Annotated in this window: 34 protein-coding genes; 16 read left to right on the top strand and 18 right to left on the bottom strand. The window is 70.7% G+C overall.

Features of this window, described 5'->3' with window-relative positions; translation table 11 throughout:
- Window positions 1-12 precede the first annotated feature (12 nt).
- The 7 genes from LN652_RS21970 to LN652_RS21050 all read left to right on the top strand — a co-directional run bounded on the left by LN652_RS21970 (window position 13) and on the right by LN652_RS21050 (window position 5,410).
- Window positions 13-138, top strand: coding sequence for a hypothetical protein (locus LN652_RS21970; RefSeq protein ID WP_268932206.1), 126 nt, complete (start codon window positions 13-15; stop codon window positions 136-138).
- Window positions 135-1,034 carry a lysylphosphatidylglycerol synthase domain-containing protein gene (locus LN652_RS21030; RefSeq protein ID WP_230442525.1) on the top strand — a complete coding sequence of 300 codons (900 nt, stop codon included), beginning with the start codon at window positions 135-137 and terminating at the stop codon, window positions 1,032-1,034. Before LN652_RS21970 ends, LN652_RS21030 begins: the two co-directional genes overlap by 4 nt.
- Entirely contained in the window at window positions 1,027-1,722 is a 696-nt protein-coding gene (locus LN652_RS21035) for a RibD family protein (protein ID WP_230442526.1), read from the top strand. Before LN652_RS21030 ends, LN652_RS21035 begins: the two co-directional genes overlap by 8 nt.
- Entirely contained in the window at window positions 1,719-2,372 is a 654-nt protein-coding gene (locus tag LN652_RS21040) for a GTP cyclohydrolase II (RefSeq protein ID WP_230442527.1), read from the top strand. Before LN652_RS21035 ends, LN652_RS21040 begins: the two co-directional genes overlap by 4 nt.
- A 148-nt stretch (window positions 2,373-2,520) precedes the next feature.
- Entirely contained in the window at window positions 2,521-2,649 is a 129-nt protein-coding gene (locus LN652_RS21975; RefSeq protein ID WP_268932207.1) for a hypothetical protein, read from the top strand.
- Between the two features lie 92 nt (window positions 2,650-2,741).
- The gene (locus tag LN652_RS21045; protein WP_230442528.1) at window positions 2,742-4,553 is read left to right on the top strand and encodes an ABC transporter ATP-binding protein; all 1,812 of its coding nucleotides are present in this window, start codon (window positions 2,742-2,744) and stop codon (window positions 4,551-4,553) included.
- Entirely contained in the window at window positions 4,550-5,410 is an 861-nt protein-coding gene (locus LN652_RS21050) for a serine/threonine-protein kinase (RefSeq protein WP_230442529.1), read from the top strand. Before LN652_RS21045 ends, LN652_RS21050 begins: the two co-directional genes overlap by 4 nt.
- 13 nt (window positions 5,411-5,423) lie before the next feature.
- Here LN652_RS21050 and LN652_RS21055 read toward each other — a convergent pair whose 3' ends face one another.
- Entirely contained in the window at window positions 5,424-5,945 is a 522-nt protein-coding gene (locus LN652_RS21055) for an RNA polymerase sigma factor (protein ID WP_230442530.1), read from the bottom strand.
- 135 nt (window positions 5,946-6,080) lie between these two features.
- Complete coding sequence (locus tag LN652_RS21060) at window positions 6,081-6,746, bottom strand: hypothetical protein (protein WP_230442531.1); 666 nt, start codon at window positions 6,744-6,746, stop codon at window positions 6,081-6,083.
- Window positions 6,747-6,907: 161 nt separating this feature from the next.
- On the opposite strand from LN652_RS21060, the gene LN652_RS21065 reads away from it, so the two are divergent.
- Window positions 6,908-7,279: a hypothetical protein gene (locus LN652_RS21065; RefSeq protein WP_230442532.1), complete on the top strand. Its 372-nt coding sequence runs from the start codon at window positions 6,908-6,910 to the stop codon at window positions 7,277-7,279.
- Here the strand turns inward: LN652_RS21065 and LN652_RS21070 are convergent.
- The 4 genes from LN652_RS21070 to LN652_RS21085 all read right to left on the bottom strand — a co-directional run bounded on the left by LN652_RS21070 (window position 7,251) and on the right by LN652_RS21085 (window position 11,905).
- Window positions 7,251-7,487, bottom strand: a complete 237-nt coding sequence (locus LN652_RS21070; RefSeq protein ID WP_230442533.1) for a hypothetical protein — start codon at window positions 7,485-7,487, stop codon at window positions 7,251-7,253. The genes LN652_RS21065 and LN652_RS21070 overlap by 29 nt on opposite strands.
- A 143-nt stretch (window positions 7,488-7,630) precedes the next feature.
- Window positions 7,631-8,887: an HNH endonuclease signature motif containing protein gene (locus LN652_RS21075; protein WP_230442534.1), complete on the bottom strand. Its 1,257-nt coding sequence runs from the start codon at window positions 8,885-8,887 to the stop codon at window positions 7,631-7,633.
- 775 nt (window positions 8,888-9,662) lie between these two features.
- A complete protein-coding gene (locus LN652_RS21080; RefSeq protein ID WP_230442535.1) occupies window positions 9,663-11,237 on the bottom strand; it encodes a GmrSD restriction endonuclease domain-containing protein in 1,575 nt (524 codons plus the stop codon).
- Between the two features lie 182 nt (window positions 11,238-11,419).
- On the bottom strand, window positions 11,420-11,905 hold the full coding sequence (locus LN652_RS21085) for a nuclease-related domain-containing protein (RefSeq protein ID WP_329958496.1): 486 nt from the start codon (window positions 11,903-11,905) through the stop codon (window positions 11,420-11,422).
- Between LN652_RS21085 and LN652_RS21090 the strand changes: the two genes are divergently transcribed.
- The 5 genes from LN652_RS21090 (at window position 11,840) to LN652_RS21110 (ending at window position 14,202) form a co-directional block, all read left to right on the top strand.
- Window positions 11,840-12,082: a hypothetical protein gene (locus LN652_RS21090; protein ID WP_230442536.1), complete on the top strand. Its 243-nt coding sequence runs from the start codon at window positions 11,840-11,842 to the stop codon at window positions 12,080-12,082. The genes LN652_RS21085 and LN652_RS21090 overlap by 66 nt on opposite strands.
- 623 nt (window positions 12,083-12,705) lie before the next feature.
- A complete protein-coding gene (locus tag LN652_RS21095; protein ID WP_230442537.1) occupies window positions 12,706-13,035 on the top strand; it encodes a hypothetical protein in 330 nt (109 codons plus the stop codon).
- Window positions 13,036-13,110: 75 nt separating this feature from the next.
- The gene (locus tag LN652_RS21100) at window positions 13,111-13,638 is read left to right on the top strand and encodes a hypothetical protein (protein ID WP_230442538.1); all 528 of its coding nucleotides are present in this window, start codon (window positions 13,111-13,113) and stop codon (window positions 13,636-13,638) included.
- Between the two features lie 64 nt (window positions 13,639-13,702).
- Complete coding sequence (locus tag LN652_RS21105) at window positions 13,703-13,918, top strand: hypothetical protein (protein ID WP_230442539.1); 216 nt, start codon at window positions 13,703-13,705, stop codon at window positions 13,916-13,918.
- Window positions 13,915-14,202 (top strand): hypothetical protein, encoded by a 288-nt coding sequence (locus tag LN652_RS21110; RefSeq protein WP_230442540.1) that lies wholly within the window; start codon window positions 13,915-13,917, stop codon window positions 14,200-14,202. Before LN652_RS21105 ends, LN652_RS21110 begins: the two co-directional genes overlap by 4 nt.
- Before the next feature lie 432 nt (window positions 14,203-14,634).
- Here the strand turns inward: LN652_RS21110 and LN652_RS21115 are convergent, their stop codons facing one another.
- The 5 genes from LN652_RS21115 to LN652_RS21130 all read right to left on the bottom strand — a co-directional run bounded on the left by LN652_RS21115 (window position 14,635) and on the right by LN652_RS21130 (window position 19,335).
- Window positions 14,635-15,078, bottom strand: coding sequence for a hypothetical protein (locus LN652_RS21115; protein WP_230442541.1), 444 nt, complete (start codon window positions 15,076-15,078; stop codon window positions 14,635-14,637).
- Complete coding sequence (locus LN652_RS22215; RefSeq protein WP_407941512.1) at window positions 15,075-15,449, bottom strand: helix-turn-helix domain-containing protein; 375 nt, start codon at window positions 15,447-15,449, stop codon at window positions 15,075-15,077. The genes LN652_RS21115 and LN652_RS22215 overlap by 4 nt, the downstream gene beginning before the upstream one ends.
- Window positions 15,450-15,540: 91 nt before the next feature.
- Window positions 15,541-15,855: a hypothetical protein gene (locus LN652_RS21120; RefSeq protein ID WP_230442542.1), complete on the bottom strand. Its 315-nt coding sequence runs from the start codon at window positions 15,853-15,855 to the stop codon at window positions 15,541-15,543.
- Window positions 15,856-16,081: 226 nt separating this feature from the next.
- Window positions 16,082-16,996, bottom strand: coding sequence for a hypothetical protein (locus LN652_RS21125; protein WP_230442543.1), 915 nt, complete (start codon window positions 16,994-16,996; stop codon window positions 16,082-16,084).
- Window positions 16,993-19,335: a hypothetical protein gene (locus LN652_RS21130; protein WP_230442544.1), complete on the bottom strand. Its 2,343-nt coding sequence runs from the start codon at window positions 19,333-19,335 to the stop codon at window positions 16,993-16,995. Before LN652_RS21130 ends, LN652_RS21125 begins: the two co-directional genes overlap by 4 nt.
- Before the next feature lie 342 nt (window positions 19,336-19,677).
- Here LN652_RS21130 and LN652_RS21135 point away from each other — a divergent pair, with 342 nt between their 5' ends.
- Entirely contained in the window at window positions 19,678-19,872 is a 195-nt protein-coding gene (locus tag LN652_RS21135) for a hypothetical protein (RefSeq protein WP_230442545.1), read from the top strand.
- Between the two features lie 35 nt (window positions 19,873-19,907).
- On the opposite strand, the gene LN652_RS21140 is transcribed toward LN652_RS21135, so the two are convergent.
- The 7 genes from LN652_RS21140 to LN652_RS21170 form a co-directional block, all read right to left on the bottom strand.
- On the bottom strand, window positions 19,908-20,057 hold the full coding sequence (locus LN652_RS21140) for a hypothetical protein (RefSeq protein WP_230442546.1): 150 nt from the start codon (window positions 20,055-20,057) through the stop codon (window positions 19,908-19,910).
- A complete protein-coding gene (locus LN652_RS21145; RefSeq protein ID WP_230442547.1) occupies window positions 20,054-20,326 on the bottom strand; it encodes a hypothetical protein in 273 nt (90 codons plus the stop codon). The genes LN652_RS21140 and LN652_RS21145 overlap by 4 nt, the downstream gene beginning before the upstream one ends.
- Window positions 20,327-20,336: 10 nt before the next feature.
- The gene (locus tag LN652_RS21150; RefSeq protein WP_230442548.1) at window positions 20,337-21,251 is read right to left on the bottom strand and encodes a hypothetical protein; all 915 of its coding nucleotides are present in this window, start codon (window positions 21,249-21,251) and stop codon (window positions 20,337-20,339) included.
- Window positions 21,248-21,493: a hypothetical protein gene (locus LN652_RS21155; RefSeq protein WP_230442549.1), complete on the bottom strand. Its 246-nt coding sequence runs from the start codon at window positions 21,491-21,493 to the stop codon at window positions 21,248-21,250. The genes LN652_RS21150 and LN652_RS21155 overlap by 4 nt, the downstream gene beginning before the upstream one ends.
- Before the next feature lie 307 nt (window positions 21,494-21,800).
- A complete protein-coding gene (locus tag LN652_RS21160) occupies window positions 21,801-23,510 on the bottom strand; it encodes a hypothetical protein (protein WP_230442550.1) in 1,710 nt (569 codons plus the stop codon).
- Window positions 23,507-24,241, bottom strand: a complete 735-nt coding sequence (locus tag LN652_RS21165) for a hypothetical protein (protein ID WP_230442551.1) — start codon at window positions 24,239-24,241, stop codon at window positions 23,507-23,509. Before LN652_RS21165 ends, LN652_RS21160 begins: the two co-directional genes overlap by 4 nt.
- Window positions 24,238-24,468: a helix-turn-helix domain-containing protein gene (locus tag LN652_RS21170; RefSeq protein WP_230442552.1), complete on the bottom strand. Its 231-nt coding sequence runs from the start codon at window positions 24,466-24,468 to the stop codon at window positions 24,238-24,240. The genes LN652_RS21165 and LN652_RS21170 overlap by 4 nt, the downstream gene beginning before the upstream one ends.
- A 134-nt stretch (window positions 24,469-24,602) precedes the next feature.
- On the opposite strand from LN652_RS21170, the gene LN652_RS21175 reads away from it, so the two are divergent.
- Both LN652_RS21175 and LN652_RS21180 read left to right on the top strand, forming a co-directional pair.
- Window positions 24,603-25,148, top strand: coding sequence for a helix-turn-helix domain-containing protein (locus LN652_RS21175; protein WP_230442553.1), 546 nt, complete (start codon window positions 24,603-24,605; stop codon window positions 25,146-25,148).
- Between the two features lie 8 nt (window positions 25,149-25,156).
- Entirely contained in the window at window positions 25,157-26,260 is a 1,104-nt protein-coding gene (locus LN652_RS21180; protein WP_230442554.1) for a tyrosine-type recombinase/integrase, read from the top strand.
- Window positions 26,261-26,293: the final 33 nt, after the last annotated feature.

Genomic DNA, 26,293 nt, shown 5'->3' on the forward strand with positions numbered 1-26,293 from the left:
CGCGCTGAGGTCGTGGCTCACCGACCCGGGCTGCGCTCGCGACTGCGCGCGGCGGCGGAGTCCCGGCGGGCGCGGCTCGGCGGCTGGCCGGAGACCGCGGCTCGCGTGGGCGTGGTGCTGCGGGAGGCCGCGGCGTGAGCGCGGCCGGGCAGGTGCTGGCCGGCGCCACGATCCTCGGGGTCGTGGTCGGGCTGGTCGGTGCCCGACCGGTCCTCGGCGGCCTCGACGCGCTGTCGGTGCGGGTGCTGCTGCTCGGGGTGCTGGTGGCCGCGGTCTCGACGGCGGCGTGCGCCGTGCGGTGGCGGCTGGTCGCCGGGGAGCTCGGCGTGCCGCTGCGGCTGCCGGTCGCCGTGGCGGCCTGCTACCGCGCCCAGCTCCTCAACACGCTGCTCCCCGCCGGGGTGCTGGGCGACGTCGACCGGGGTCTGGCCCACGGCCGGGCCAGCGGCCGGACCGGCGTCGCACTGCGCGCGGTCGCGTGGGAGCGGACGGCCGGCCAGGTGGTGCAGGCGGCGGTGACCGGCCTGGTCCTCGTGCTGGTCCCGTCGCCCTGGGGCGACCTGCTGCCGGCCGCGCTGGTGGTCGTGCTGGTCGTGGTCGCGGGCGTGGCGCTGGTGGCCCTCGCCCCGCGGGTGCGCGGCGAGCTCCGGGTCGCGCTGGCGGTCCGCCGGGTGTGGCCGGGCGTCGTCGTCGCGTCGGTCGTCGCGCTCGCCTGCCACGTCACGACGTACGTCCTGGTCGCGCGCGCCGTGGGCGTGTCGGCTCCGACGGCGACGCTGGTGCCCCTGGCCCTGGTGGTCCTCCTGGCGGCCGGGCTGCCGCTCAACGTCGCGGGCTGGGGGCCTCGCGAGGGCATGGCCGTGTGGGCCTCGTCCGCGGCCGGGCTGGGAGCGTCCGCGGGCCTGGCGACGTCCGTCGCCTACGGCGCGGTGGTGCTGGTGGCCAACCTCCCCGGCCTGGCGGTCCTGGCCGCCCACGGCACGGCGGCGGCGGTGCGCACGCCGGTCCGGAGCGGGGGTGGCAGCCGTGCCTGAGCGGCCCTACACGGTCCTGAGCTGCAGCGTCTCGCTCGACGGCTACCTCGGCGGCGCCACCCGAGAGCGGCTGGTGCTGTCCAACGCCGCCGACCTCGCCCGCGTCGACGCCGTCCGTGCGGACAGCGACGCGATCCTCGTCGGCGCCGGCACCGTCCGTGACGACGACCCGCGGCTGCTCGTGCGCGACCCGCTGCTGCGCGCCGACCGCCGCTCGCGGGGGCTGCCCGAGTCACCGGTCAAGGTCACCCTCACCCGCGGCGGCGGCCTGGACCCCCGGAGCCGGTTCTTCACGCTGGGGCGGTGCGAGAAGCTCGTCTACTGCGCGAGCGGCTCCGCTCCCGGGGTGCGCCGCCGGCTGGGTGACGTCGCGACCGTCGTCGACGCGGGCGCGGACGTCGACGTGGTCCGGCTCTGCCGCGACCTCCTCGACCGCGGCGTGCGGCGCCTGATGGTCGAGGGCGGCGGGCAGGTGCACACGCAGTTCCTCACCGCGTCCGCGGCCGACGAGCTGCACCTCGTCGTCGCCCCGTTCTTCGTCGGCTCCTCGAGCGCGCGCCGCTTCGTGGGCGACGGCGCGTTCCCGTGGCACCCCGGTCGCCGGGCCAGGCTCGCGGAGACCCGCCAGATCGGCGACGTGGTGCTCCTGCGCTACGCCCTGTCGCCGCGCTTCGAGGACGGACCGTGAGCACCGAGCGGGTGCCGGACCTCCCGGCGGCGTCGGTGCGGCGCGACGTGGCGCTGCCGCTCGTCCTGGCCGACGGCTCGACCGTGCCAGCGCGGATGAGCAGCTTCGACGGCCTGCTCGACGGGCGCGAGCACGTCGCGATCGCGCTCGGCGACCGCGCCGGGGTCCGCGGGGCCGCGGCGGCGCCCGTCGGGGTGCCGCTGGTCAGGGTGCACAGCGAGTGCCTGACCGGGGACGTCCTCGGCAGCGCCCGTTGCGACTGCGGCCCCCAGCTCCGCGAGGCGGTGTCCCGCATCGCCGCGATCGGGGGCCACCTGCTCTACCTGCGTCAGGAGGGCCGCGGCATCGGGCTCTACAACAAGCTCGACGCCTACGCGCTGCAGGAGCAGGGCCTCGACACCTTCGAGGCCAACCGGGCGCTGGGCTTCGACGACGACGAGCGCGACTACGCCGTCGCCGCCCAGATGCTGCGCGCACTCGGGGTGGACCGCGTGGTGCTGCTGTCCAACAACCCCGACAAGGCGGCGCAGCTCGCGGCGTACGGGATCGGGGTGGAGCGACGCGACGCCACCCTCGTGCACCGCACGGACGCCAACGACGACTACCTCCGGGCGAAGGCGCGGGGCGGGCACCTGCTGGGGCTTCCCTGACCGGGACGCGTCCGGGGGTGTCCAGGGGTCCTAGTACCAACGGACATCTGCCGACCCGCACCTCTGCGCGCCTAACGTCGTCCTCACCAGCCGGCCCCTCGGGACCTCGGGTGGCCGGGCTGGCCAGAGACCAACGAGAGGAGGAGTCATGGGATTCAGCGCCTACTCGACGCGCCGGCGTCGTGGTCGCGGTCGCGGCAGCAACACGTCGACCAACACGAGCACCAACACCAGCTCGGGCACCAGCACCGGCACGAGCACCCGCACCGGTCACTGACCGAGCCACCGGGACGGGCGAGACCCCACCCCTCGCCCGTCCCGGTCCTCTTCCTTCCCCGCACGCCGCCCGCCCACCCCACCGGAGCACCGATGACCCGCACGCACCGCACCCGCCCGGGACTCCCGGTGCGCGAGGTGCTGCGGCGGTTCTGGCCCTACGCCGCGCCGCGCCGCGGGTGGATGCTCGTCGCGCTCGTGCTGGCGGCGGTCAGCCCGGCCCTGCTCTCGGTGGAGATCTGGCTGTTCAAGGTCGTCGTCGACGACGTGCTCGTGCCGCGCGACTTCGGCCTGTTCCCGGTCGTCGCGGCGACCTACGTCGGGCTCACCCTCGTCCAGGCGGCCTGCGACGGCGCCGACCGGATGCTGTCGACCTGGCTCAGCCAGCGCTTCGTGGTCGACCTGCGCACCGCCCTGCTCGACCACCTCCAACGCGTGCCGCTGGAGTTCCTGGGCCGACATCGGCTCGGCGACGTGATGAGCCGCGTGTCGGGGGACGTCTCGGCGATCGAGGCGTTCCTCGTGTCCGGGACCAGCCGCGCGGTGTCGTCCGCGTTGCAGCTGGTCTTCTTCTCCGTCGCGCTCGTGCTGCTGCAGCCGCTCCTCGCGCTCGTCGCCCTGGTCGTGACGCCGCTGTTCTGGGTGACGTCGCGGTGGTTCGCACGTCGGCTCAAGGAGATCTCGCGCGAGCGCCAGCGCCGCTCGGGCGCCCTCAACGCCTCCCTCGAGCAGACGCTGAGCACGCTGCCGCTCGTCCAGGCCTACGACCAGGGCCAGCGCGAGGTCGCCCGCTACGCCGCCGAGGCGGAGGCGAAGTACCGCGCCGAGATGGCCTCCGCGCGGCTGCGCTCGGTCTACGTGCCGACCCTCGACATGATCGAGCTGGCCGGCGCTCTCGTCGTCATCGGCACAGGCGCCTGGCTGCTCGCCCAGGACCGGCTCAGCGTCGGCGGGCTGCTCGCCTTCCTGACCTTCCTGAGCCGGCTCTACGGCCCGGCCCGCGGCCTGGGCAGCGCCGTGACCACGGCGTTCTCCGCCGCCGCGGGCGCCGAGCGGGTCGTCGAGCTGCTCGACGAGCCGACGCTGCCGGCCGACCGGCCGGGGGCGGTCGCGCTCGAGGACCGCGCCGGGGAGCTGCGCTTCGAGTCCGTCTCCTACACCTACGCCGGGGCGACCGCGCCCGCGGTGCGTGACCTGACCTTCACCGCGCGACCGGGCGACGTGGTCGCCGTCGTCGGTGCCAGCGGCGCCGGCAAGTCCACCCTGGCCGGGCTCCTGATGCGCAGCCTCGACCCCGACGAGGGCGCCGTGCGGATGGGCGGGCACGACCTGCGCGACCTCACCCGTGCGTCGGTGCGCGACGCCGTCGCGGTCGTGCTGCAGGAGACCCTGCTGGTCGACGGCAGCGTCCGCGACAACATCGCCTTCGGTCGCCCGCACGCCACGGCGGCGGAGGTCGAGGCGGCGGCCCGGGAAGCCGACGCGCACGACTTCGTGGTCGCGATGCCGCAGGGCTACGACACTCCGGTGGGGGAGCGGGGACGCCGGCTGTCGGGCGGGCAGGCCCAGCGGGTGGCGATCGCCCGGGCCCTGCTGCGCGACGCGCCGGTGCTCCTGCTCGACGAGCCCACGACCGGCCTGGACGCGCTGTCAGCCCAGCGCGTCGCCGGCCCGCTGCGCCGGCTGATGGCGGGGCGTACCACCGTGGTGGTCTCCCACAGCCTCGACACCGTCCGCCACGCCACCACCATCCTGGTGATGGACGGCGGGTGCGTGGTCGAGCGCGGCACCCACGCCGAGCTGCTCGCGGCCGGCGGGGCGTACGCCGGGCTGTGGGCGGCGCAGCGCTCCTCCAGCAGCGAGGGCACCGCCGCCGCGGAGGCGGAGGAGGTGGGTGCGGCGTGATCCACGCGGCCACTGCGACCGAGCCCGAGGTGCTCGCGCCGGGCGAGCTGATCGCCCCCGGCTACGAGGTCGTCGAGCTGCTCTCGCGCGGCTCCGCCCTCGACGTCTACGAGGTGTGGTCGCAGGAGCGGCTGTGCAGCTGCGTCGCCAAGACGGTCCGCCCGGACCGCGCGGACGTGTCGCGCGTGCGGCACCGGCTGCTGCAGGAGGGCTGGCTGCTCAAGGAGCTCGCCCACCCGCACCTGGCCCGGGCGTTCGAGACGATCGACGGCGTCCACGCGCCGGTGGTGGTCCTCGAGACCCACGTCGGGATGACCCTGGAGGAGATCGTCGACGAGCGGCGCCGCCGGATGCCCGTCACCGACCTCTGCCACCTCGGCCAGCAGCTGGCGTCGGCGCTGCACTACCTGCACGGTCGCGGCTACGTGCACCTCGACGTACGCCCCGCCAACGTGATGGGCCAGGCCGGCACCGCCACCCTGCTCGACCTCAGCATCGCCCGTCCGCCGGGCCCGGTGCGCCGCGGGCTCGGGACGCAGGAGTTCCTCTCACCCGAGCAGGCGCGCGGCGGCCCGGTGACGACCGCGGCCGACGCCTGGGGGCTGGGGGTCACCCTCTACGAGGTGGCCACCGGCACCCGGCCGTTCGCGCCGCAGGACGCGGCCGAGCGGACCGCGTTCGCGCACGGTGAGTTCCTCCAGCTCGCGCGACGCGCGCCGTCGGTCGGGTCGCTGCGTCCCCGGATGCCTCAGGACCTCGTGGCCCTGCTCGACGCGTGCCTGGCCGAGGACCCGGGCGAGCGGCCGACCCTGCTGGCGCTCCACGACGGCTTCGGCGCGGTGCTCGAGCAGCCCTGACCGGGCGGACGGGTCAGGCCACGTCGCGTCGCGTGGCGGTGCGGATCGCCCGCAGCGCCGAGCCGAGCCGGCCGACGACGACCCCGTCGGTGACACCGGTCGTCCGCGCCACCTCGGCGTAGGTCTGGCCGCCGAAGTAGGTGAGCCGCAGCGCGTGGCTCTCCTCGGCCGGGAGGTCGTCGAGCAGCGGCGAGCCGGTGTGCGGACCCACGGGCACCGCGGACCCGCCGGTGCGCACCTGCGCGACGGCGAGGCGGTGGCCGGTCGCCACGATCCACGCGTCCGCAGGACCGTGGCCCGCGGTGTAGTGGGGCGCCGAGCGCCAGACCTCCGCGAAGGTCTGCCGGGCCACGTCGGCCGCGAGGTCCTCGTCGCCGAGCACGTTGAGCGCGAGACCGAACACGGCGGCGGCGGTGGCGTCGTAGAGGGCGGCGAACGCCTCGACGTCGCCGGACCCGACCCGGCCGACGAGCGGCCCGAGGTCGTCGGACGGCTCGTCAGGGACGGCCGCGAGGGGTGGCTTCGTCAGGGTCACCGGCATCTCCAGGATTCAGGGGAGGGTGCCGCGGCGGGGGCCGGGCGGGTCGATGTCGTCGACGCTAGCCAGCGATCGGTCCGCACACACGCGGCGCCCATCCCTCCGGGTGGGAGTCCGGGGGAGCCGGTGGGCTCAGCACTTCTTCTGGTACTTCTTCCTCGCCTTGGCGAGCGACGCCTTCGCCGACCTGAGCTGGGCCCGGGCCGCGGCCGACTGGGCGGGGGTCCGCGCCTTCTCGACCCGCTTGCGGGCCTGCTTCACCGCGCGGTCGGCGGCGTTGTAGGACTCGATCGCGGCCGCACACCGCCCCACCGCCTGGTAGGTGATGGTGACGGTGGGCGAGTAGACCGCGACGGCCCGGGCGTACTCCGCCTCGCAGTTGCCGCTGCCGGCCTTCCACACGAACGGCTGGCCGCCGAGGACGGCCTGGTGCTGGCCGGCCGGGGCGCTGCGGGCCAGCGGTCCCCACGTGAACTGGTCGTCGAAGGGGGCGGCCAGGACGTCGCTGCCGGCGGCCGGCGCCGTCCCGGGGAACGTGTAGACGTAGTCGGCGGACGTCGCGGTGAACCCGTCGATGTCGGGGAAGACCGCGAAGACGGTCACGGCGCAGTAGTCGAGGGGGCCGCCCGGGGTCTGCGCGGCCGAGGCCTTCCAGATGTCCACGGGCGCCGTCACGACCTTCGTCGTCGGCTTCGGCTTGTCGAGCACCGGCGTGGCGGCGCTCGCCGTGCCGAGCGAGGTCACGCCCAGGCCGGCGGCGAGCAGGAGGGTCAGTCCAGCGGTGAGCGGTCGGTGCACGGGAGCCTCCTGGGTCGGGTGCACCGGACGCTAGGGCTCGGGGCGCGCTGCGCTCATCGCCAAATGCTGGGAAGTCGGGGGCGTGAGCCGGGGCGATCGGGCTCCGATCGCGGTCGCCGAGGTCTATCGTCGGAGCAGGGATCGAGACCTGAGGGGGAGCCATGCCCAGTCTTCGTCGGTCGACCCGCGTCGGCGGGATCGAGCCGCTCGTCATCGACGACGTCGGGGTCCACACCCGTGACGACTACCAGTCCGGCGACCCCTACAAGGTCGTCGTCTACTTCAACCGCGAGGTCGACGACTTCGAGGACCGGGTCTTCCGTCAGGAGTTCCGCGACACGGGCTTCAGCCTGCAGCAGGACCACCTGCAGCTCTCGGGCGAGTTCGACCGCATCGACCCGCGGTCGGTCCGCTCCTTCCTCGACGACTTCAACGCCCGCGTCGCCCGGCTCCGCGAGGAGGCGGCCGCGTCCCACGAGCGGCTGCGCGAGAAGAGCGACAAGCTCAAGCGCGAGCTCTCCCAGGGTCGATAGGGGAGGGGCGCACCAGCGCGGCCGGCACCCACGCCTGGACCAGCTGCACCTCCGCGCCCCGGCCGGTGGAGTACGACTCGGCGCGCACCACCCACGCCTCCCACCCGCGCCGGTCGCTGTGCCGCCACGCGAGCAGCACCCCGGGCGCGGCGCCCCGCCACGTGCCGGTCAGGTCGACCCACACGTGGAAGGGCGGGGTGCGCGGCATCCGCCGAGTCTAGAACGTGTGTTCGATTCGTGGTGAGGGAGTGGGTCGCGTGGTCCGCAGCAGAGGATGCGCGTGCCCGACTGCACGACGCCTCGCGGTCCGGGCGCCGGGCCGAGGACGATGGCGCGTGCTGGGTGGTCGGCCTACGTCCGCCGATGGAAGGTGACCTGGTTGTCGGCGTGGACGGTCTTGGCGTAGCGCGGGTCGTGGGCGAGGCGGTGGTGGCGTGGGCAGAGGAGCCGACCGTTGGCGAGGTCGGTGGTGCCGCCGTTGGACCACGGGTCGTCGTGGTGGGCGTGACACCCGGACGCGGTGGTCTCGCACCCGCGCGCGGTGTAGCCGTGGTCGCGCAGTCCGAGGGCGATCCGCTGGGCCTTGGTGAAGAGCCGCCGGGTGCGGCCGAGGTCGAGGACCCGGCCCTCGCCGTCGAGGACGGCGGGGATGATCCCGGCCTCGCAGGCCAGGCGCCGCGCCATCGCCGCGGACATGCGGGTGCCGTCGTCGAGGAGTGCGGTGGCGTGCTCGCCGAGGAGCTGCTCGAGGGTCATGGTGATGACGATGGTGGCGTTGACGCCGGCGGTCTGCGGGGTGGCGTCTTCGGGGTAGCGCTCGATGTACTCGATGAACGCCTCGCCCATCCTCCGGTGCAGCGGCTTCCAGTTGCCGTGCTCGTCGCGGAGCTCGTCGTCTGTGTGCCGGGCTGGGTTCGCGAGGGCCTGGAGGTGGCGCTTGAACATCGCGCCGGCGTGGGAGGGGATGGTGAACCGGCCGTGGCAGCGGCCGTGGCCGTCGTCGGTGAGGGTGAGCTCGATGCCGGCGTCGGCGCGTGCCTCCTCGGCCGCGAGGGTCGCGGCTTCCTGGGCTTCGCCGAGCTCGGGTGCGACGACGTCGAGGATCCGCCTGCCGAGGCGGCGTAGGGCCTTGGCGTCGTGCTCGCTCGCGGCTTTGAGCAGGTGGTCGCGTGCCTGGGTGCGGGCGGACGGGTCGATGATCCGCGTGGAGCCGTCGGTGCAGCGCACGGAGGTGGGGATGGCGTCGACGGCGGCGACGATGACCCGCGCCTGCTCGATGCGGATCCGACCGTCGGCGAGCGCTTGTCCGGTGGGGGCGTGGAGGTCGTCCTCGAATGCGCGGCCGAGCCGGGTAAGGCGTGCGGCTTCGGCGTGGGTGTGGCGGCTGCGGCCGGCCCACCACTGGTGGGTGTGTCGTGCACCGGTGGTGTCCCCGAGCCGTCGTTGGTCGGCCTCGGCTGCTGCGCGGCACACTTGCCGGGTCAGGCTGCTCGACGCGCTGGTCAGCTCGTCCAGCACCCGCACGACGTCCGCGTCCCCGAGCCCGGTCAGCGAGAGCCCGCCCACCTCGGTCAGGGTGGCGTGGACCCGCGCGAGCACCGCGGCCACCAGCGGCGACGCCGCGGGTTCGGTGCCCGGGGCACGCCACTCAACGACACGCCCGCCCTCATGCCCGCCCTCGGGCCCGCTCTCGTGGGGTTCCTCGACTGGTAGAGCACTCACAGCACTGCCCCTCCCGCACCCTCGGTTGGGCGCGTCGACAACTACGGTCGTGGGTCAATGTCGTCAGGTGCGTACAGCCAGATACTGGCCTCAAGGAAGGACCCGAGCTCGCTCGCTCGAACACCACAGACGCTACGGCAAGCCACCGACAACGGGCCTCGCGTCGTCCCCAGGACGGCAGGGGCAAGCGGGCGGTCAGTGAAGGGCATGCTCTGAGGACCTGCCCAGCGTCGTGGGTGACGCAGCATTCGCGGCGTAATGCCGTACTTGGATCGCTCGTACTCGACGTCGGTCGCGATGCCCCTTGTTGGTCGCACTCATTCAAGCAGCTTGGGCGACTTAGCGGGCGTGTCCGACCCGCGGCGGAGTGAGGCGTGTCAGCAAGTGAGAGAGCGGTGATCGACGGGCAGCGCCAAAGTTAGCCGGGCTATTGCCGCATAAGGCGGCGCAGTTCTTGTCTAGTCACCGGGCGCGTCGCGCCTGCCGTCGTGTCCAAGAGGTGTCCGCGAGCCCTCGTGTTGGCGAGTCCGGGCCGCCACGAGAGGGCTATTCACGCAGGATTGCAGAGCGGGGTCCATGCGCAGATGCTCGTAGGGCCCCGCGTTCCCCAATGCTGCGGCGGAGGGCGCGACCCAAAATCCGGCGTTGCGCCAGCCCAGCTCTACGCCATCAGGTCGTTCGCACGGGCCGTCAATAGAGCTGCGCGCGCCTGCAAGAAGGCAGGGAAGTCGTCGTCAAAGAGCTCCTCCTCAGGGCACACTGCATGCGCAAGAATCTCTGCGACCTTGTCCGTGGGCATTTTCGCCTTGTAGACGCTCGGCGCCACTCCGCCGAGCACCTTGTTATCGGCGGCCGAGATCAACGCGAAGTTGGCGAGGACGCTCACCGACCCGGTGTCCGCACCGCTCTTCGCTAGGAACGCCTGCGGCATGAGGTGGTGGAACTCGGACCGGTTGTACGCGGAGAGGACAGGGGCTAGGGAGACCGACGACCCGGACACGAAGCTGAGTGGACCTGCATTCACTAGCAGCAGCACGAAGGTCTTGCTGTCGACTGCGGCGACCGAGAACTTCTTCTCAAAGAAGAAGTCCGCTTCCAGGTTGACCGTAACGTCCCCCAGCGCTGAGGGCTTACCTTCCTTGAGCTTGACGATCTCCTCGATGTCGCGCTTGAGGTTCCGGAGGACGCCCGCGCTGAATCTGCGGGAGAAGAACGATCGCCACAGCCACCGGAGGATGACCACCCGCTGGTCCTCGGACAGCTTGATGGACTTGCCGTCTTTGTGGGCGAAGAACACGGTCAGCGGGACGAGCACCGCGGGGTAGGGCAAGTTGCTAAGTTTTTCGACCTTCAATTGCGCCCGCACAAAGTCGATTGCGCCTTGGATCCCGTTCTCGATTTCGTCGAATCGGTCACGCACCTCGGTGCCGCTCATGCTCATGAGGGTGTTAGGTGCCGCGTCCTTGGCGACCACCGCCGCGCAACAGCGCAGGAGCAGGTTGGAGTCGTCGCCTACGTCGCCGAACCCGAAGGGAGCGAGGATAGCGGCCAAGTCAGCGAAACGTCCTTGGAGGTCGAACTCGTCGCTCCATGTCCAAGCTGACAAGAGTTGCAGGACGTCGAGCTCGACTCCCAGGCGGTTGACGCGCTCGAAGACGATCGCGACCTTGCCGCGGTTATCGGTGACGATGTCCTGGGTCGGGATCTTGGCCTCTTTGAAAATCGCCTGAACGGAGTCGATGGCTTCTGCCTCTTCGTCCGTGAAGCCCGTCGTCGCCTTCCGATACGCCGTTGTGTCGAAGAACGTATTGATCGGGAAGTGACGCGCCGGGTCGACGTCCTCGTCTTCGAGCGCTAGAAACTGGCTCTCTTGAAGGTCCTCCTCAGCCTTCAGGTCGAAGTAGATGCGTGGCCAGGTCTCATCGCCCTCGGGCTCCAACTCGGTCTGGAACGTCCCGAAGATCGAGGTGAGCCGCTGCTGACCGTCAAGGACGTAGCTGATCGGGAAGTCGGCCGTGGGGTCGGGGAGCGTGAACGGACCGAGACGGCGCTCAGACTTGAGCTGTTCCTTGGTCTGCCAGAGAATCGCGGACCCGAATGGGTAGCCCTTGTAGATGGAGTCCATGAGGAAGGCGATCCGGTCGTAATCCCAAACAAACCCCCGCTGGAACGCCGGAACCCTGATCTGGCCCTGCTGGACCTGCTCGATCAGGGATCGAATGGAGACCTCGCCCACCTGCACTCCTAGCTTTGGGACTTGGACCTCGGACGCTACACGAGGCATTCCCCTAGTAGGCGCCTTCGAAGCATCGTCAACCGAATCGGGCTCCACGCGCGGTTGGGGTCGGTTCGCGCGCTTCGGCTCCCCCGAGCTTCCGTAGCCCATTCTGGGCGCTGTGTGGAACCTCGAGCGACCAGTTAGGCGGGCGGGAGGGCGGGGGCCAGGGCACGCAGCACAGCGTCGACGTCGGTCTCGGATGTTGCGTGGGCCATCAGTCGCGGGTAGAGCTTCTTCGGCCACAGGACGTCCACTCCACGGGTGGTGAAGGCTCCGCCGATCAGTGGCCAGTCGGCTTCGATGAAGCAGAGGACGCCAGTGACGGGGACGTCGGTCCCCACGATGGAGCGGACGACGTCGACCTGCTTGAGGACGCCGTCGACGAGCTTCGTGCGATCACGTCCGCCGACCAGCAGCTTCTCCGTGCGCGGGCGGAGGATGCCGCCCTCGACCCTGAGCGTGGGGCGACCGGCGTAGCGCTTGGGGTCGATGACGAAGACGCCGGACGGGGTGACGGCGATGTGGTCGATGTTCGCCCGAGTGCCCGGCATGCGGCGGTCGTGGAGGACGCCGAGCGTGTCGCCCGCCAGCTCGTTGAGCTTCTGACCGAGCCGTTCCTCGCTGATCGCGCCGGTGTCCCACGCCTTCGTCGACTGCGGTTCGTCCGTGACGGCGAGGATCAGGCCGCCCAGCTTCGGGTGCTTCTCGCGGATGCGCGTCTCGCGTGCGGCTTGGCGGCGCTCGTACTCGCGGCGGGCGGAAGCGCCGGGGGTGCCGGGGTCGATGGGGTCGGGGTCTCGTGACGGGCGCAGAGCGCCCTCCTCGACCAGCGGGTGCGCGGGGAGTCCTGGAGCGGCGGTTGGGCGCCAGCGGGGGAGCAGTCGAGGCAGCGGACGGTCTTCGTCGTCCGTTCGTAGATCGCCTCGACCCGGGCGGCCAGCTCCGCGTCACAGACCCGGCAGGTGCCGGCGTACCGGGGTCTCATGCGCTTGTCGTCGACGGCTTCGGGCACGCGGAGACCCTAGGACGGAACGGGTCGGGCAGGTGGGGGTTCGCGTTGATCGGTGCTGGGTCTCGTGACGGGCGCAGAGCGCCCTCCTCGACCAGCGATGGTGTGAGAGCGCCATGAGGTATGTAGGGAGTGGGTCGGCCTGTAGGCCGGGAACGGGCCCCGCCTGAGGGCTATTGGTGACTGTCGGTGGCTACGAGCCGCTGACCTGCGGAAACGTCCCGGCGACTAGTTGTCGTCGGTGACTGTCGGTGGTTGTCCTGCGGACTCTCTGCGGACTGCCGACCCCACAAACTAGAGCGGCCCCGGTCGGTGCGCGAACACCGGCCAGGGCCTCAGGCACCACAGCACTAGGAGCTGAGCACCATGACCACATCTTCGCCCATCCCGAGCGCCCCTGCGTCCGTAACTTCACGGATGTCCGACGTCGTTACCATCGCCGAGGCGGCCGCGCTGCTGCGCTGCAAGCCGTGGGACGTCTACGCCAAGATGCTCGACGGCACGCTCGCGGCCGAGCCGTCGTGTGTCTGCGAGCGCGGGCCCTGGCTGATCCGACGCGCCGAACTGGGCGCCGCGGCCAGGGACATCGTGACCATCGCTGAGGCGGCCGCTCTGCTCGACCGCGAGCCGTGGGACGTCCACGAGCTGGTGCGCTGCGGCGATCTGGCAGCCTCTCGGCCCCTCGAGGGAGTCGGAGCCTGGCTAGTCCACCGCGACGCTCTGGCGGGGCTTCCTGCTGCTTCCTGACGCATCCTGCTGCAGGATCTCGAACCGCCCCGGCGCCCGTCGCGCCCGGGGCGGTTCTGTGCTCTCGTCGGCCGCATGGACGAGGCGCAGCGCGACGACGCGAGGGACGCCGCACCCGTGCGGCCGGTCGTGCCGGAGCCGCCAGCGAGGTTCGCCTACACGCTGCGGGAGGTGGCGGAGTTGGTGGGAGTCTCGGAGTGGTCGGTCCGAGCAGCGATCTACGACGGTGACCTACGCGCCCGGCGGGCGACGCGCAGAGTCGGGCACGACGGCCAGCCGACGGGGCGCATCGTCGTGCTGCGGACCGACCTACAGGTCTGGCTCGAGGCGATGCAGGACTACAACGACGAGTGGAAGCGCCCGAAGCACGAACGGCCCGCCCACCGGAGCAACAGGCGCGACGTGACGCTCGAGGGCTCGGCTTGGGAGGTCGCTCGCGAAACTGGCCGGCTCGGGCTCCTGACATACCGCGAGGCGGCCGAGCGGCTCGGGCGCACCTCGTCGGAGATCCTCACGCTGGTCGAGCGCCGGTGGTTGACGGACGTCCGGGTCAACCACCGGCCCTACGTCAACGCGACGGAGCTCGTCGCCCTAGATCGGTGAGGGAGCCGCGGCCTCTGTGGAGAACTCAATGGCTGTGTCGGGCGGAGCGCGTACGGTCCACTGCATGACTGAGACCAACGCACACACCAAATCGCCCAACCTCTCCATCACGCTCGATGTCGACGGAGAGTTGAGCTGGGGCGAGCTGTTCTGGTTCGTCGATCAAGCTCGAAAGTCAGGCGTCGACACCGGCAGTGCCGTTCCGTACAAGTACGACCAGCACGGGGAGTTTCTGGGCTTCGAGTGCTTCGTCTTCCCGAGCGAGGTGAGCCAGCCGTGACGGATGAACTCGACGACATGCACGTCGATCCTGGGCGGACCTCCTGGTGGCGCGGGAGGGCGTCAGGCGGGCCGCTCGACGGAAGCGAGATTCAGGTCGAGGCCGCACCGTTCATCCCGATGAGGGGGATGCATCTCAACATCTGCGTCGGCGAGGAAGTCAACTCTGCCCAGTGGCATGTCTACGCATACGATCAGCGCTTCGATGAGCGGCTCGGGGCTGTCGGCGTGTTCAAGCACTTCGGTGTGCTTGAGGGCGATCCCAAACCGCCGCGCTCCACGTAGGGCGCTAGTCGTCCGTGTGAGGCAAGCCGTGGCCACGGCGAGCAGCGTCAGCGCGCCTCACTAGCTCAAGGTGGTCGCGCCGGAACCACCGCCGCCCGTCGTGCCACTCGGCCGGGAGCTTGCCGCGCTGCGCTCGGTAGTTCACCCCCGACCGGCCGAGTCCGAGGAGCGCGGCCGCCCCGTCGGAGTCGAGCCAGTCGTACGCGCGGTCTGGCGGCTGCGCGACCCAACGCGGCTTCGGGGCCTTCGAGGGCGAGGGAGCGGCTCGACGATCGCGTAGCGCCTCAACGTCCGACCGCGCCAGGCTTGGGCGCTGTCGACGGGTCGTGAGGTCGCCGCGACGGATCATCTTCGGAACGGCTGACATGTGCACGCCCAGAATCGCCGCGGCCTCGCGCACGGTGATCCACTCGGGCATGGTCCGGAGCGAGGTCAGGCCTCGTCCTCGTCGACGAGGTCCAGTTCCGCCTTGGGTGTGACGTCGGGTACTTCGGGCCTGAACAAGGCCCCAGACGTCATCGCTCGCATTGCCTGAGCCGCGTAGTCGTAGAGCCCGTCCGTGACGGCCTCTACGTTGTCGGTCACGAGGGCGTTCGCCACAGCCCAGTCAACCTCCGAAATCCCGTCGATCAACTCGCCGGACAGGTAGGCAGCGACTCTCACGCCCGCGAAGCAGTCCTCTGTTCGAGAGGTCAGATCGCCGATGATGACGGGCTCTGTTGTGTCCTGCATCATCCCTGGCAGCAACTTCCAGACGACCTTCACGTCTTCATCTGCGGGAGGTTCGTAGAGCACCGTGTAGGTGCTGCGAAGGAGCGTGTAACCCGTGATGCGGATGAGACTTGCGGTTGGGGCGGGTGCCGAGTCGTCGCTCATGCCTTCGCCAGGCTGCGGCGGTTCGGAACAACGTGGTTGTCCTCGGGCCACGAGACATCCATGTGCTGCCCACCCTGGGTCATAGGCACGGGCTTCTCATCATCCTTCGCGTCATGCAGAACGACAGCGCCAACGGCCATGGCATAGCGTCTGATGGTCGATAGACGAGGATCCCGCTCGCCAGACTCGATCTTGGCTACGGCACTCTGTGAGACCTGCATTCGGTCAGCGACGTCCTGCTGGGACATTCCTTTGGACTCTCGAATCTCTCGAAGCGCCCGGATGAGGCCACGGTCGCCCTCCACCATGCGACGCGCTCGGCGGCTAAGCGCACTCCGAGAATCAATCCCTAGCAGCTCATCGAGATCCATCGTTGCCCCCTCTAGATGATCTACGCACAACTCCAATATGACTTAAAAGGCATGTTGACACAACGTGAGGTACGTCGCGGGTGGTTTCGGTCTAGTCATCACGACGGACCCACTCGTCTAGTCGCCGGCTTGCGACCTGCGCGCTGTACGACTGATCCTCCAAGCCGACGGGGCCCGGCCGCTTCCAAAACAGCATCAGCGCCACCAAGGTCCCCGGCAGCGCGGCGGGCTCCGAGAAGAACAGTCGTAGATGCAGTCCGCCGTAGTTGGGGAGGCGCATCTCAAGCACGTCGGGAGCAACCTGCATTTGCTCGACGTCGCCGTCCGGTCCCGGTCCGTAGGTGAGATCGCCCTGCTCGGCCTCACGCATCAGATCGCGGAGTTCCTCCTTCGCGAGGGCAAGCATCTCCGGCGTCAGACTCTGCTCTAGGCCATGGAGGTCGTGGAGTACGTGGTTGGTTCCCGTGCTTGAACGGCACCAAGTCCACTCGCCGCCTGTTCGCGTCGACCGATCGCCCGGAGGTTGAGCGATCGCAACCACGCTGTTCCCCCATTGCTCGGCGCCGATGCCGTGAGGAGGATATGCCAAGTCGGCCTTGACGTCTGCGACACGTCGTAACAGGGAGCCGCTCTCAGTTGGCGACGACGCGCGAAACGTCTACGGCGCAGCACTCTCGGAACGTCTTGCCGCTGTCCTTGCACCCGCACGGGTCGTCGAGCTGCTCGGCGAGGTGGCACTCGATCGCGCGCTCGCCGGACCCGCACTGGCACTCCATGAGCTGGGCGATGGGGTGCTGAGTGCCGTGGATCATGGCGAGGAAGTCGTCGCCCTCGTCGTCGAAGGTGAACCGGCGCGCCGTCGTGGTCGAGCCTTGCTCGAGCTTGGTGTGGAACACGTCGCCGGCGACGAAGGTGGAGCGCCACGGGGAGTTCACGGCGCGCTGCTCGCGCACCTGCCGCGCGAGGTCGTCCCACGTCTCGACGTCGGCCGGCGGGGCGAGCTCGGGCGTTCTGCTCCATCGCTGGTCGACGAACATCTGGCCCATCGGGTCCTCGCCATCTGCCGCGGCCATGGCGGCATCCTCGGCAAGGAACCGCGACACCTGCAGCTCGTCGGGTCGCAGGTCCCACGGGCAGGGCATCACCCACGGGCGATCGATGGCGAAGGGCTCGAGGTCGTCGCGCTCTGTGGCGAAGCCGTAGGCGACGAATCGCTCGGCCCTCGGGGAGTAGCCGACGACGAAGACGACGGACTCGGCGGCGCCGGCCCACTCCTCGCGCCGCTGGCACCAGAGGTCGCGCAGCGGGTCGGCCAGGTGCTCGACCAGCTGGTCGAAGGTGGCGACCTGGGCTGCAACCTGCATGGTGGCGGCCTTGGCGTCGTTGCCGAACACGGTGTCGCCCTGAGTCATGACGGCGGTGTCGAGGTGGGGGATCGTGACCACCTTGGACGTTCGGCCGAACGCCGAGCCGTTGAGGGCGTAGGCGGCCGTGTCGGTGATGATCTCGGCCCGGTCGGGGTAGATGGCGAACGCGATGAGGGTCATGCTGCTGCTCCTTCGTGGGTGTGGGTGAGCGTGCGGAAGCGGGCCGCGTAGGTGCGGCCGCTGTCGGGGACGGTGGCGCCGGCGGCGCTCCGCGGGATGCCGCCGGCGAGGTAGGGCAGTTCTCCGCCACCGCCGCGCTGGATCGAGACGCCGACGACGATGTTGCGGTCGATGGCGTCGATCTCGGCCTTGATGGAGCGCAGGCGCTGGAACGCGAGGTCAGCGTCGACCTGGATCGCGACCTTGCGCTCGGTCGGGATCTCGAACAGGGCGGCGGCCAGCTTCCTGGCCTTGTCCTCGCCCATCCCCATGGCGGTGGCGGTCTCAATGAAGTTGGTCCGGGCGGTCCGCAGCGAGCCGGCAGCGTTCTTCGTGGCGTCGTCCTGGGCGTTCCACGCGGCGGCGAGTCCGTAGAGGGCGCGCAGGTTGGCCTGACCTGCCCGGGTGTTCTCGTTGACGCTGCGCCCGTTCTCCTCGAGCGCGTCGCGTGCGTCGAGGATGGACGCCTTGTAGTCGAGCTCCGCGCTGAGGGCGCGCAGCACCTCCTCGCGCTTCGCCCGCATCGCGGCGATGTTCGCTTCTAGGGCCGCGGTCTCGGCCTGCAGGCTGTCGTAGAGCATGGACCCTTCGGCCGCGTCCTGGCGGGCGTTCTTGAGGTCGATGAGAGCCGCCTCCGCCTCGTTGATCTGCTCCGTGTATTCCTGCGTCTGGCCTTCGAGCGGGTTGATGATGTCGCGCAGGCTGCCGGCATTGGAGAGCCTGGTGACGAAGTCGCCGAAGCCGTCCCGGAAGCCGTCGGGGTTGAGAGAGTCCTCGAGGCCCTTCCGGAGCTCGGCCAGCTTGGCGGCCACCGCCTCGATGTTCCCCGACGAGATGGCCGCGTCTAGACCTTCGAGGCTCGCGGTCGCTTGGTCGGCGCTGTCCTTCATGTCGAGGAAGAGCCCGGCGCCTGCGCCGACTGCGGCACCCCACGGGCCTGCGAGGGAGCCGGCGAGCGCCAGCGACGTGGTGTTGGTCAGGCCCATCTTGTCGTCGAGGTCGCTCGCGGCGAGGGCGAGCAGGCCGACCTGAGCGGCGACAGGTCCGATCGACCTCCCGAAGGCCATCACCTGCCCGCGGGCGTTGAGCGCAGCGGTCGCCGACGTGCGCGCGGCCTTGCTCCCCGATTCCATGGACCGGGTCAGTGCGTCGGTCGACGTCAGCGAGAACACCATGGCGTTGCCGAGCTGGCGGAACGTCGGCACGGCCTGACGTGCGCTGGTGACGTTCTCGCGGATCCCGGCCGTGGCCTTGGCCATGACGCCAGAGCCGGTGATCGACACGATGGCGTTGAGCCGGCCCCATGCCGCGGTGAGCGACAGGAAGCCCAGAGTAAGTGGACCGAGAGGGGTGTCGGCGAGGTCACCGACCACGTCGAGGATCGCGGTCAGCACTGGCAGCATCGCGGCACCGACCGGCGCGGCGGCCTCGGCGATCTCGACGAGCGCCAGCGCGAAAGAGCCGAGGAAGTCGAGGGTCTGCGGGCCGGCCTCGCGGACGTACGCCACGAACTCCTGGAACCCGGTGGAGGTCGACAGGCCCTCGGACCACGCGACGAAGGACCGGGACATCTCGAGCAGACCGCGGGAGAAGTCGTCGGTGAGCGGGTCGAACGCGACCAGGATGTTGAGCAGGCCGTCGGTGATGTTGCCGACGGTGCGGCCCATCTCGACGAGGATCGGCTTGGCCCGGGTCTCGAGGTACTCGAAGAAGTCTGCGAAGCGGTCGCCGCTCAGCCCGGCTCCGGCCTCGGCGGTGAGCTGGCCCATGCCCTCACCGATCTCGCGTACGACGTCGGAGAGCTCCGGCGCGAGGGTCATGAAGTCCCGGATGCCGTCGATGACGCCGGGGAACATGCCCTCGCGGGCGCTGTTCGCGATCCGGGAGAACGCCGGGCCGAGGGTGTCGAGGTACTCCACGAGCGCCTGACCGGCCGGGCCGATCTTTTGCATGGTCTCGTTGAGCTTGGCGAGGTTCGCCTCGGTCGGCTCGAGCTGGTAGTCGTTGAGCGCGCCGAGGGCGTCGCCGATGCCGTTGAAGGCGAGGGCGGCGGTGCCGGCCGCCGCCGCGCCCACGGTGAGCTGGGTGGCGATGCCGGACAGGACCGGGACGGCGCCGGCGCCGAGCCGGGTCACGGCCGGCGTCAGGGCGAGGATGCCTTGGGCAAGCCAGGCTGTGCGGTCGTTGCTCTTGTCGATCTCGCTGTTGACGCCGTGGATAGCGGCCTTGGCGAGCTGGCTCTTGGCGACGAGGTCGGACACGTCGGCCCGGACTCGGACGAGGACGGAACGGTCAGTCATGGGGGGTGTCTCCTGTTGCTGTAGTCGGAGCCACCGCGACGCCGCACCGGGAGCGGCATCGTCGTGGAGATGGTCAGGGTCGGGTAAGACAGGGTCAGGACGGGGTTGAAGCGACCTCGAAGCGCCTTGTTACCGGCTGGTACGCCAGGATCTCCAGACCCGTACAAGGCCAGATCCGCAGCCCACTCGGTCGCCCTCAGCACCCCGGGGGAGGGGGGTGCCCGCCCACCCTCGCGCCCGTTGACCCCGTTTCAGACCGAGCAAGCGCCGGTGTCGGAGGTCGTCGCTACGGTGCTGTGTGCCGGTCCGCGCCGAGTGTGTGCGGCGGTAGGGGGATTCCTCATGGCCGTTCGGGTGAAGCACGGACAGATCGATAGCACCGGGCAGTACGAGACCGTGCGCGCTGAGGCGGATGACTTCGTGATCCGTGAGGGGCATCTGATCGTGACGGGTTGGATTGCTGGTGCCGACCGAACGGTTGCTGCCTACGCACCTTCGAAGTGGCTGCAGACGGTCGTCGTTCGCGACGACAACTAGCCCCGGCCGACACCCGCGCCTAACGGTGCCGGCCCTCACGTGTGCCCCATGCCGTAGGGCGAGCGGCGTGCGTCGCCGCGCTCCCGGGCGTCGGATCGGCGCTGCTCCTCAGCCTCGCGGGCCTCGCGCTTCGCCTTGAGCACGGCGGCGACCGAGGTCGGGCGCGGCCGCTCGTCGGCGCTCACGCGCGGTCCGCGAGCAGCGCGTGGGTGTGGGCGATCCGGAACTGAGTGACCGAGGGCGCGCGGCCGGGCAGCTCGGCCTCGGCGAGCAGCGCGTCTGCCGACGTGTAGTGGCTGCCCGTGCCCGCGGTCTGGGCCAGCACGGCGTGGGTCGTCATCGCCAGGATGCGCTGGTCGGTGAACTGGTTCCGGGTTGTGGAGGTCAGATCGGCGAGCAAGGTCTCTGCCGCGGCCTTGTGCTGAGTGGGTGTCATGTCGATGCCTTTCGTCATGGGTGGTGGGTCAGCGGCGGAGACTGCCGCCGGTGATGTCGGTGGGGCGCTGGTAGCGCTGCGAAGGGCCGGGGTCGAACCACTCGCCGAACCGGCCGTCGTCCTGCCTGGGCTCGCGTGACTTGCGGGTGAGGTCGGCCGCTGCCTTCTCCTGCTGAGCCAGGGTCGGCACCCACTGCTCGGCGCCGGCCTGCAGCGCCCACAGGCCGAACTCGGGTGTCGTGGACGCGGCCATGAGCGGGCGGGGCCACGGCGTCTGGACCTCGACGCGCTCCTCGCCGTTGGTGCCGCGCTTGCCGAGCCACCCGGGGGTGAGCCACGGCAGCCACCCACGGCGGGGGAACACGTCCTCGACGTTGCGGATCATGTGCAGGATCGCCGTCTTGCCTCCGAGCTCGTGGCCGGCCTCTCGGAGCACCCGGCCCTGCTCGAACCGAATGGAGCCGAGCTCGTCGAGCAGGTCGCCGAGGCGGTCCCGATCGGCGTAGCGCCGACTCGTCTTCGTCGCCTCGTCGGTGGCGATCTGGTCGATTGGACCGAGCGCTTCGGCTTCCTCCACGCGCTGCCTCAACGCGGAGTGCAGCATCGGAAGCATGTGGTGGGTGTCGCGCCCGGCGGCCGCCACCTCGTCATCGAGAAGGCCACGCATCGCGATCAGCTCGCGAAGCGCCGCCGCCGCGGACTGCGCAGCCGCCACGCGCACAGCGATGCGCTGGTCGAGCTCCTCGAGCGGGTCGCCGGCTTCGAGCATCTCCTCGAGCACGAACCGCTCGGCGGAGGCGAACCGTCCGAGCGGGTTGGCTTCGGTCTGGGCTGCGCGGCGTCGGCCGAGCTCGGCCACGACACGGTCACGGCGCTCGACCCGGGCGGCGAAGCCCGGCAGGTTCTCCATGCGCAGTCGGTTGATGAACTCGAGGTCGATCATGGGGTGGTCCCTTCGTTGGGTCGGAGATCGGTGTGGCGGGTCAGGCCGAGGAACTCCTCGGCGAGGAGCAGGCCGGCGGCGAAGACGTGTGGACAGTCGGTGGTGGTCATGGGGCCGCAGGTGTCGCAGCGCCAGGCCCGCGAACGGCCGAGGCTCCACCTGACGCGCACCTCGCCGGCCGGGTCGTCGACGAGGACGACGTACTCAGGCCGCTGGTATCGCGCCACGATCCGGGCGCGCATGGCGCCCGTCACCGCTCGGCCACCGTTCGCTTCGCAGAGGGGAGGGGGTGCCCTTGGTGCCCCGGGGTGCCCTTTGTGCGGGCTACCTCTTGGCTATCCCCTCCATCCCTCCTCTTTTCTCCTGTTTCGAACAGAGGGAGACCCGCAAGAAGGGCACCACGGGCACCACGGGCACCCCGTTCGGTGTTTCCGCAGGTCAACACGCGTGCGGAGGGGGTGCCCTTTGGGGTGCCCTTTGTGGGTCGGGGTGCCCTTTGGGGGTGCCCTTCTACCCGCATCGGGGTGCCCTTGTCGGCGCTCGCGGCGGTCACAGTGCAACCCCGTCGGTCGCGGCGATCGGGGCGGTCGCGAAGCTGTAGCGGGTCTTGCTTCGGACGGTCGTCCTCTGCCAGGTGACGCCGATCTCGGCCAGGCCCGGGCGGAGGTAGGCGAGCGCCTCGGGCACCTTGCGGGGCGAGCCGGGCCAGCCGGCGCCGTGGACGCCGAGCATCACGTGACGCCCGGCAGCCGCGAGCAGCTCGGAGGCCTTGCCGGACCAAGCGCCGCCCGACTCCTCGAGCAGCGCGAGCAGCGCCCCGCCGAACACGTCCTCGGCGGCGGTGTCGCGGGAGGTGTGGCCGGCCAGGTCGGCGTAGGTGGCTAGCAGCCCGGCAGGCACCCCGACGAGCTCGCCGGCGGCCGTGGCGGCGTCGATCGCTGCCAGGACGTGCGCGTGCGCGGCCATCCGCAAGTGGGTCGGCGCGGGGGTGTAGGGCATCCACCTCAGCGCGGCGGCCGCGGCGTCGCACAGTGCGCCGAGGAGTCGCGGGTGAGCTTCGTCGAAGCGGGCCTGGATCGCATCGTCGGCGATCCGCACCGGAAGCGGCTGCATCTCGACCACGGTCATCCGGTCAAGGGCGTCGGGCCGGAAGCCGGCAGGCTTGGCGACGGCGGTCAGGCCGACGGGCCGGGCGACGGCGACGCTGACCAGCTCCGTGTCGGTGTAGAGCTGTCGCTTCTCGATGGCGGTGCCGGTCACCATCGAGCAGAACTGCTCAGACACGGCACCCGAGACGCGCTGCAGGTTGTCCCAGATGGGCAGGGCGCGGTGAGTTGCGCGCACCAGGTCGTCATCGAGGTTCCGTCCGAACGCCGAGCCCATCGCCGACGCGGGAGTCGGCTCGACGGTCGACGCCACGACACGCAGAGCGGTCGTCTTGCCGCACCCCATCGGCCCCCAGAGCAGGACGGCGGGGCGAACGGACGCGGCGAACAGGGTGCCGACGGCCCACGCGCTGAGCGATGCGAACGGCACGCCGACCGGGTCGAGCGACAGGATCGCGGCGAGCTCGTCGAGACGGCCGCCTCGCACTGGATCGGGCAGAGGCAGCGTGGCGTGGGAGCGGCGGAACACCACACCCATCGGGATCGGCTCCACGGTCCAGCCTTGGGCAGTGACGACGATCGCGAGGCCGTCGGGCCGAGCCAGGTCGATGACGATGCGCCCGGCGGCGGGGTCGTGGTGGATCCGCAGGTCGACGCGGGACGCCGGGCCGGCGTAGGCATCGGCCTCGAGCTCGGCGACGACGTCACGGGCCATCGTCTGGGAGATCCCTCCGACATCGGGCACGCGTCGGGCGACGCGCGTGACGATGCGGCGGAAGGGCTCGAGCGGGATGGCGACGCCGGCCGGGCCGACCAGTTCCGTGGTTTCCCGCGGCACGGCGTACGCCCGGCCGTCGCAGTGGATGAGGTCGCATGCCGTCCGGAAGTGCTTGTAGAGCCGAGTCGTCGGCTTCACCTTCACGCCGGGCGCTTCGCTGGCCGCGTGTGCCGAGGCCGGAGCGCTCGATGGCGACGCAACGGCCGGCGCCGCCGGCTCGTGCGCCGAGCGGATCAGGCGAAGGGCGTACGCCGACGCGTCCGCGCTCGGCTGATCCTTGAGCACCTCGTGCGGGGACACGTCCGGGATCGCCGCGCCGTCGCCAGGCTCGCTGAGCGAGGACAGGAGTGCGAGGGTCGCGTCGTCGGCCGTCATGCGGCGGTCTCCGTGGTGTCGGGGAACGCGGCGAGCAGCACGGCGTAGGTCTGCTCTCCGTACCAGAGCGCGCCCGGCGGCTGGACGGTGACGTGCAGGCCGTCGACGTCCGCGAGCTCGCGCAACTCGTCGGCGTCCTGGCTGCTGAGCGCGTAGGGCTGCGCAACGATCAGGCGAAGGCCGGCGGGTCCGGTCCAAGACGAGGCGTGGTCTCCGCGCCGAAGGATGGCGCGGCCGAGGCCGGCGCAACGATCGACGCCGGGGCATCGCTCGGCACGCAACCACGCCTCGCAGGCGTGGGAGCGGTCGGCGTAGCGGAGCTGGTTGGCCTCGGCCCACTCGAGCATTTCGCGACGCATGGCGACGTACGCTCGTGGGCCGTACGGAAAGGCGCGCTGGCCCTCGAGCCGGTGCCTACGGTCGATCGGCAGGCCGACGGCGCGGCCGCGACGGTTGAGCTCGGCAATCAGGTCGCGGTCAGCCGCGGTCCAGTGCCGATCGCAGCGTCGTCGGCCGTCCTCGAACACGACGCCGAAGTCGCAGGAGGCGCACGACGTCGACCGGGGCACGGGACCGAGTCCGGCGAGGTAGCTCTCAACGGTCGGGATCGGCGGAACGGCCTGCTGTACCATCGTTGAAGTCAGGTTGAGGTTTGACGTGGTGGGGCCGCTCTTGCCGGGGCGGCCCTCGTCATGTCCCGGGGGGCCCTGGTCGGTCTCGTTGACGATCACGCGACACCGCTCTCGCGGTGCTCCTCGACCCACGCGTCGACGTCGGCGCGCGCGAACAGGCGGCGACGGCCGACCTTGAAGCTGCTGGGAGCCCGCCCGACCTTGATCCAGTAGTGGACGGTGTTCGGCGACGTGTGAAGCAGCTCGGCCAGCCCTTCAACGGTCAGGTAGGTCGACCCTGCGGTCAGCGTCGGATCGACGCCCGTGGCTTCGATCATCTCTTCCATGAAGTGGGTCTGCATGAGGTTGCGCTCCCTAGTCGTCTCGGCTCTGGCGTGTGCCGAGCCTGACAGTTGGGCCTTGCCATCAACAACCAGCAATGGCTAATGTTGTTCCGAAGTTGGAACTAGGAGCGTGACTGATGCCGAAGCAAGGTCCTGCACACCAGACGGAGCACGAGCGCCGAGCTGCGGCGCGCATCCGCGCTGAGCGCGAGTCCCGGGGATGGTCCGTTGACCGGATGGCTGAGCGCCTGCGGCAAGTAGGGCACCCGATCGGTCGGACCGCCATCTACAAGATCGAGAGCGGTGCGCGACGGCTGAGCGTCGACGAGCTGATGGGTTTCGCGATCGCTCTCGGGCACGACGTCGGCAAGCTCGTCATGCCGCTGGATGCGGAGGTGATGAAGCTGCTTCGCGAGCACCGAGACGTATCGGGACGGCAGGCCGCTCTGCAGGCTCGGCTAGTCGAGATCGAGAACCGGCTGTTGGACATCGTCGACGAGGGTGATCGAGAGCTGGTCCATAAGTTGCTTGGCTCGCCCATCGGAGACGTCGAGGAAGATTTCTGGCGCATCAGAACAGGGAGGCAGACGCAGGAACTGCGAGACCGGCTCTCGCGGGTCCGTAGCGGTGCGGATGGCTCGACCTACTGGGTCGAGGACGACGTCGAGGACGGGGAGCGCTAATGGCTAGCGTGGCGAAGCGGCCGAATGGCCAGTGGCGCGCTCGCTATCGCGACAGCAGCGGCCGCGAGCACTCGCGACACTTCCCGCGGAAGGCCGACGCTCAGCGCTGGCTCGACGAGGTCACGACGTCGGTGGTCACCGGCCAGTACGTCGACCCGAACGCCGGTCGGATGACGTTCCGGGAGTACGCCGAGCAGTGGCGCGCGGCGCAGGTGCACCGGCCCTCGAGCCAGGCGCACGTCGAGACGATGCTGCGTCGGCATGCCTACCCGACGCTCGGCGACCGGCCGCTCGCAGCGATCCTGCCGAGCGAGGTGCAGGCCTGGGTGAAGCGGCTCAGCGTCGGGGGATCGGACCGGAAGCCGCTGGCCCCGTCGACCGTGGGCGTTGTGCACTCGATCGCCTCGTCGGTCTTCAAGGCCGCGGTGCGCGATCGCCGGATCCCGGCCAACCCCTGCGAGGGCACCCGCCTGCCGAAGCGTGAGCGGTCGCAGGTCGTGCCGATCACCACGGAGCAGGTCGAGGCGCTGGTCGCGGCTATGCCGGCCGAGCTACGAGCGCTAGTGACCTTCGCGGCCGGCACCGGCGTGCGTGGCGGCGAGCTGCGCGGCCTCACGCTCGGCCGCATTCACTTCCTCCGACGCGAGGTCACCATCGACCGGCAGCTGGTCGGCGTCGTCGACGGCAGCCCGGTGTGGGGCCCGCCGAAGACCGAGGCGAGCTATCGGACCATTCCGCTGCCCCGGGTCGTGCTCGACGCGCTGCAGGCGCACCTCGAGGCGTACGACGTCGCTCGCGACGGCCTGCTCTTCACGATGGGCGGCCTGCCGATCAGTCGCCAGGCATTCGGCCACCAGTGGCGCGCGCCAGCTCGATCGGCTGGAATCCCGCCCGGCCAGGGACTGCACGCGCTGCGGCACTACTACGCGTCGCTGCTGATCCGCCACGGCGAGTCGGTGAAGACGGTGCAGGCGCGCCTCGGGCACGCCTCGGCCGCCGAGACGCTCGACACGTACAGCCACCTGTGGCCCGACTCGGACGACCGCACTAGGGAGGCGGTCGACCTCGTCCTCGGCGCTGCTGCGGACTCTGCGCGGACCGGGAAGGCCTGAATCATGTGTTTCCGCAGGTCAGACGGGGTGTTG

Source organism: Nocardioides okcheonensis (assembly GCF_020991065.1).
GTDB classification, from domain to species: Bacteria; Actinomycetota; Actinomycetes; order Propionibacteriales; family Nocardioidaceae; genus Nocardioides; species Nocardioides okcheonensis.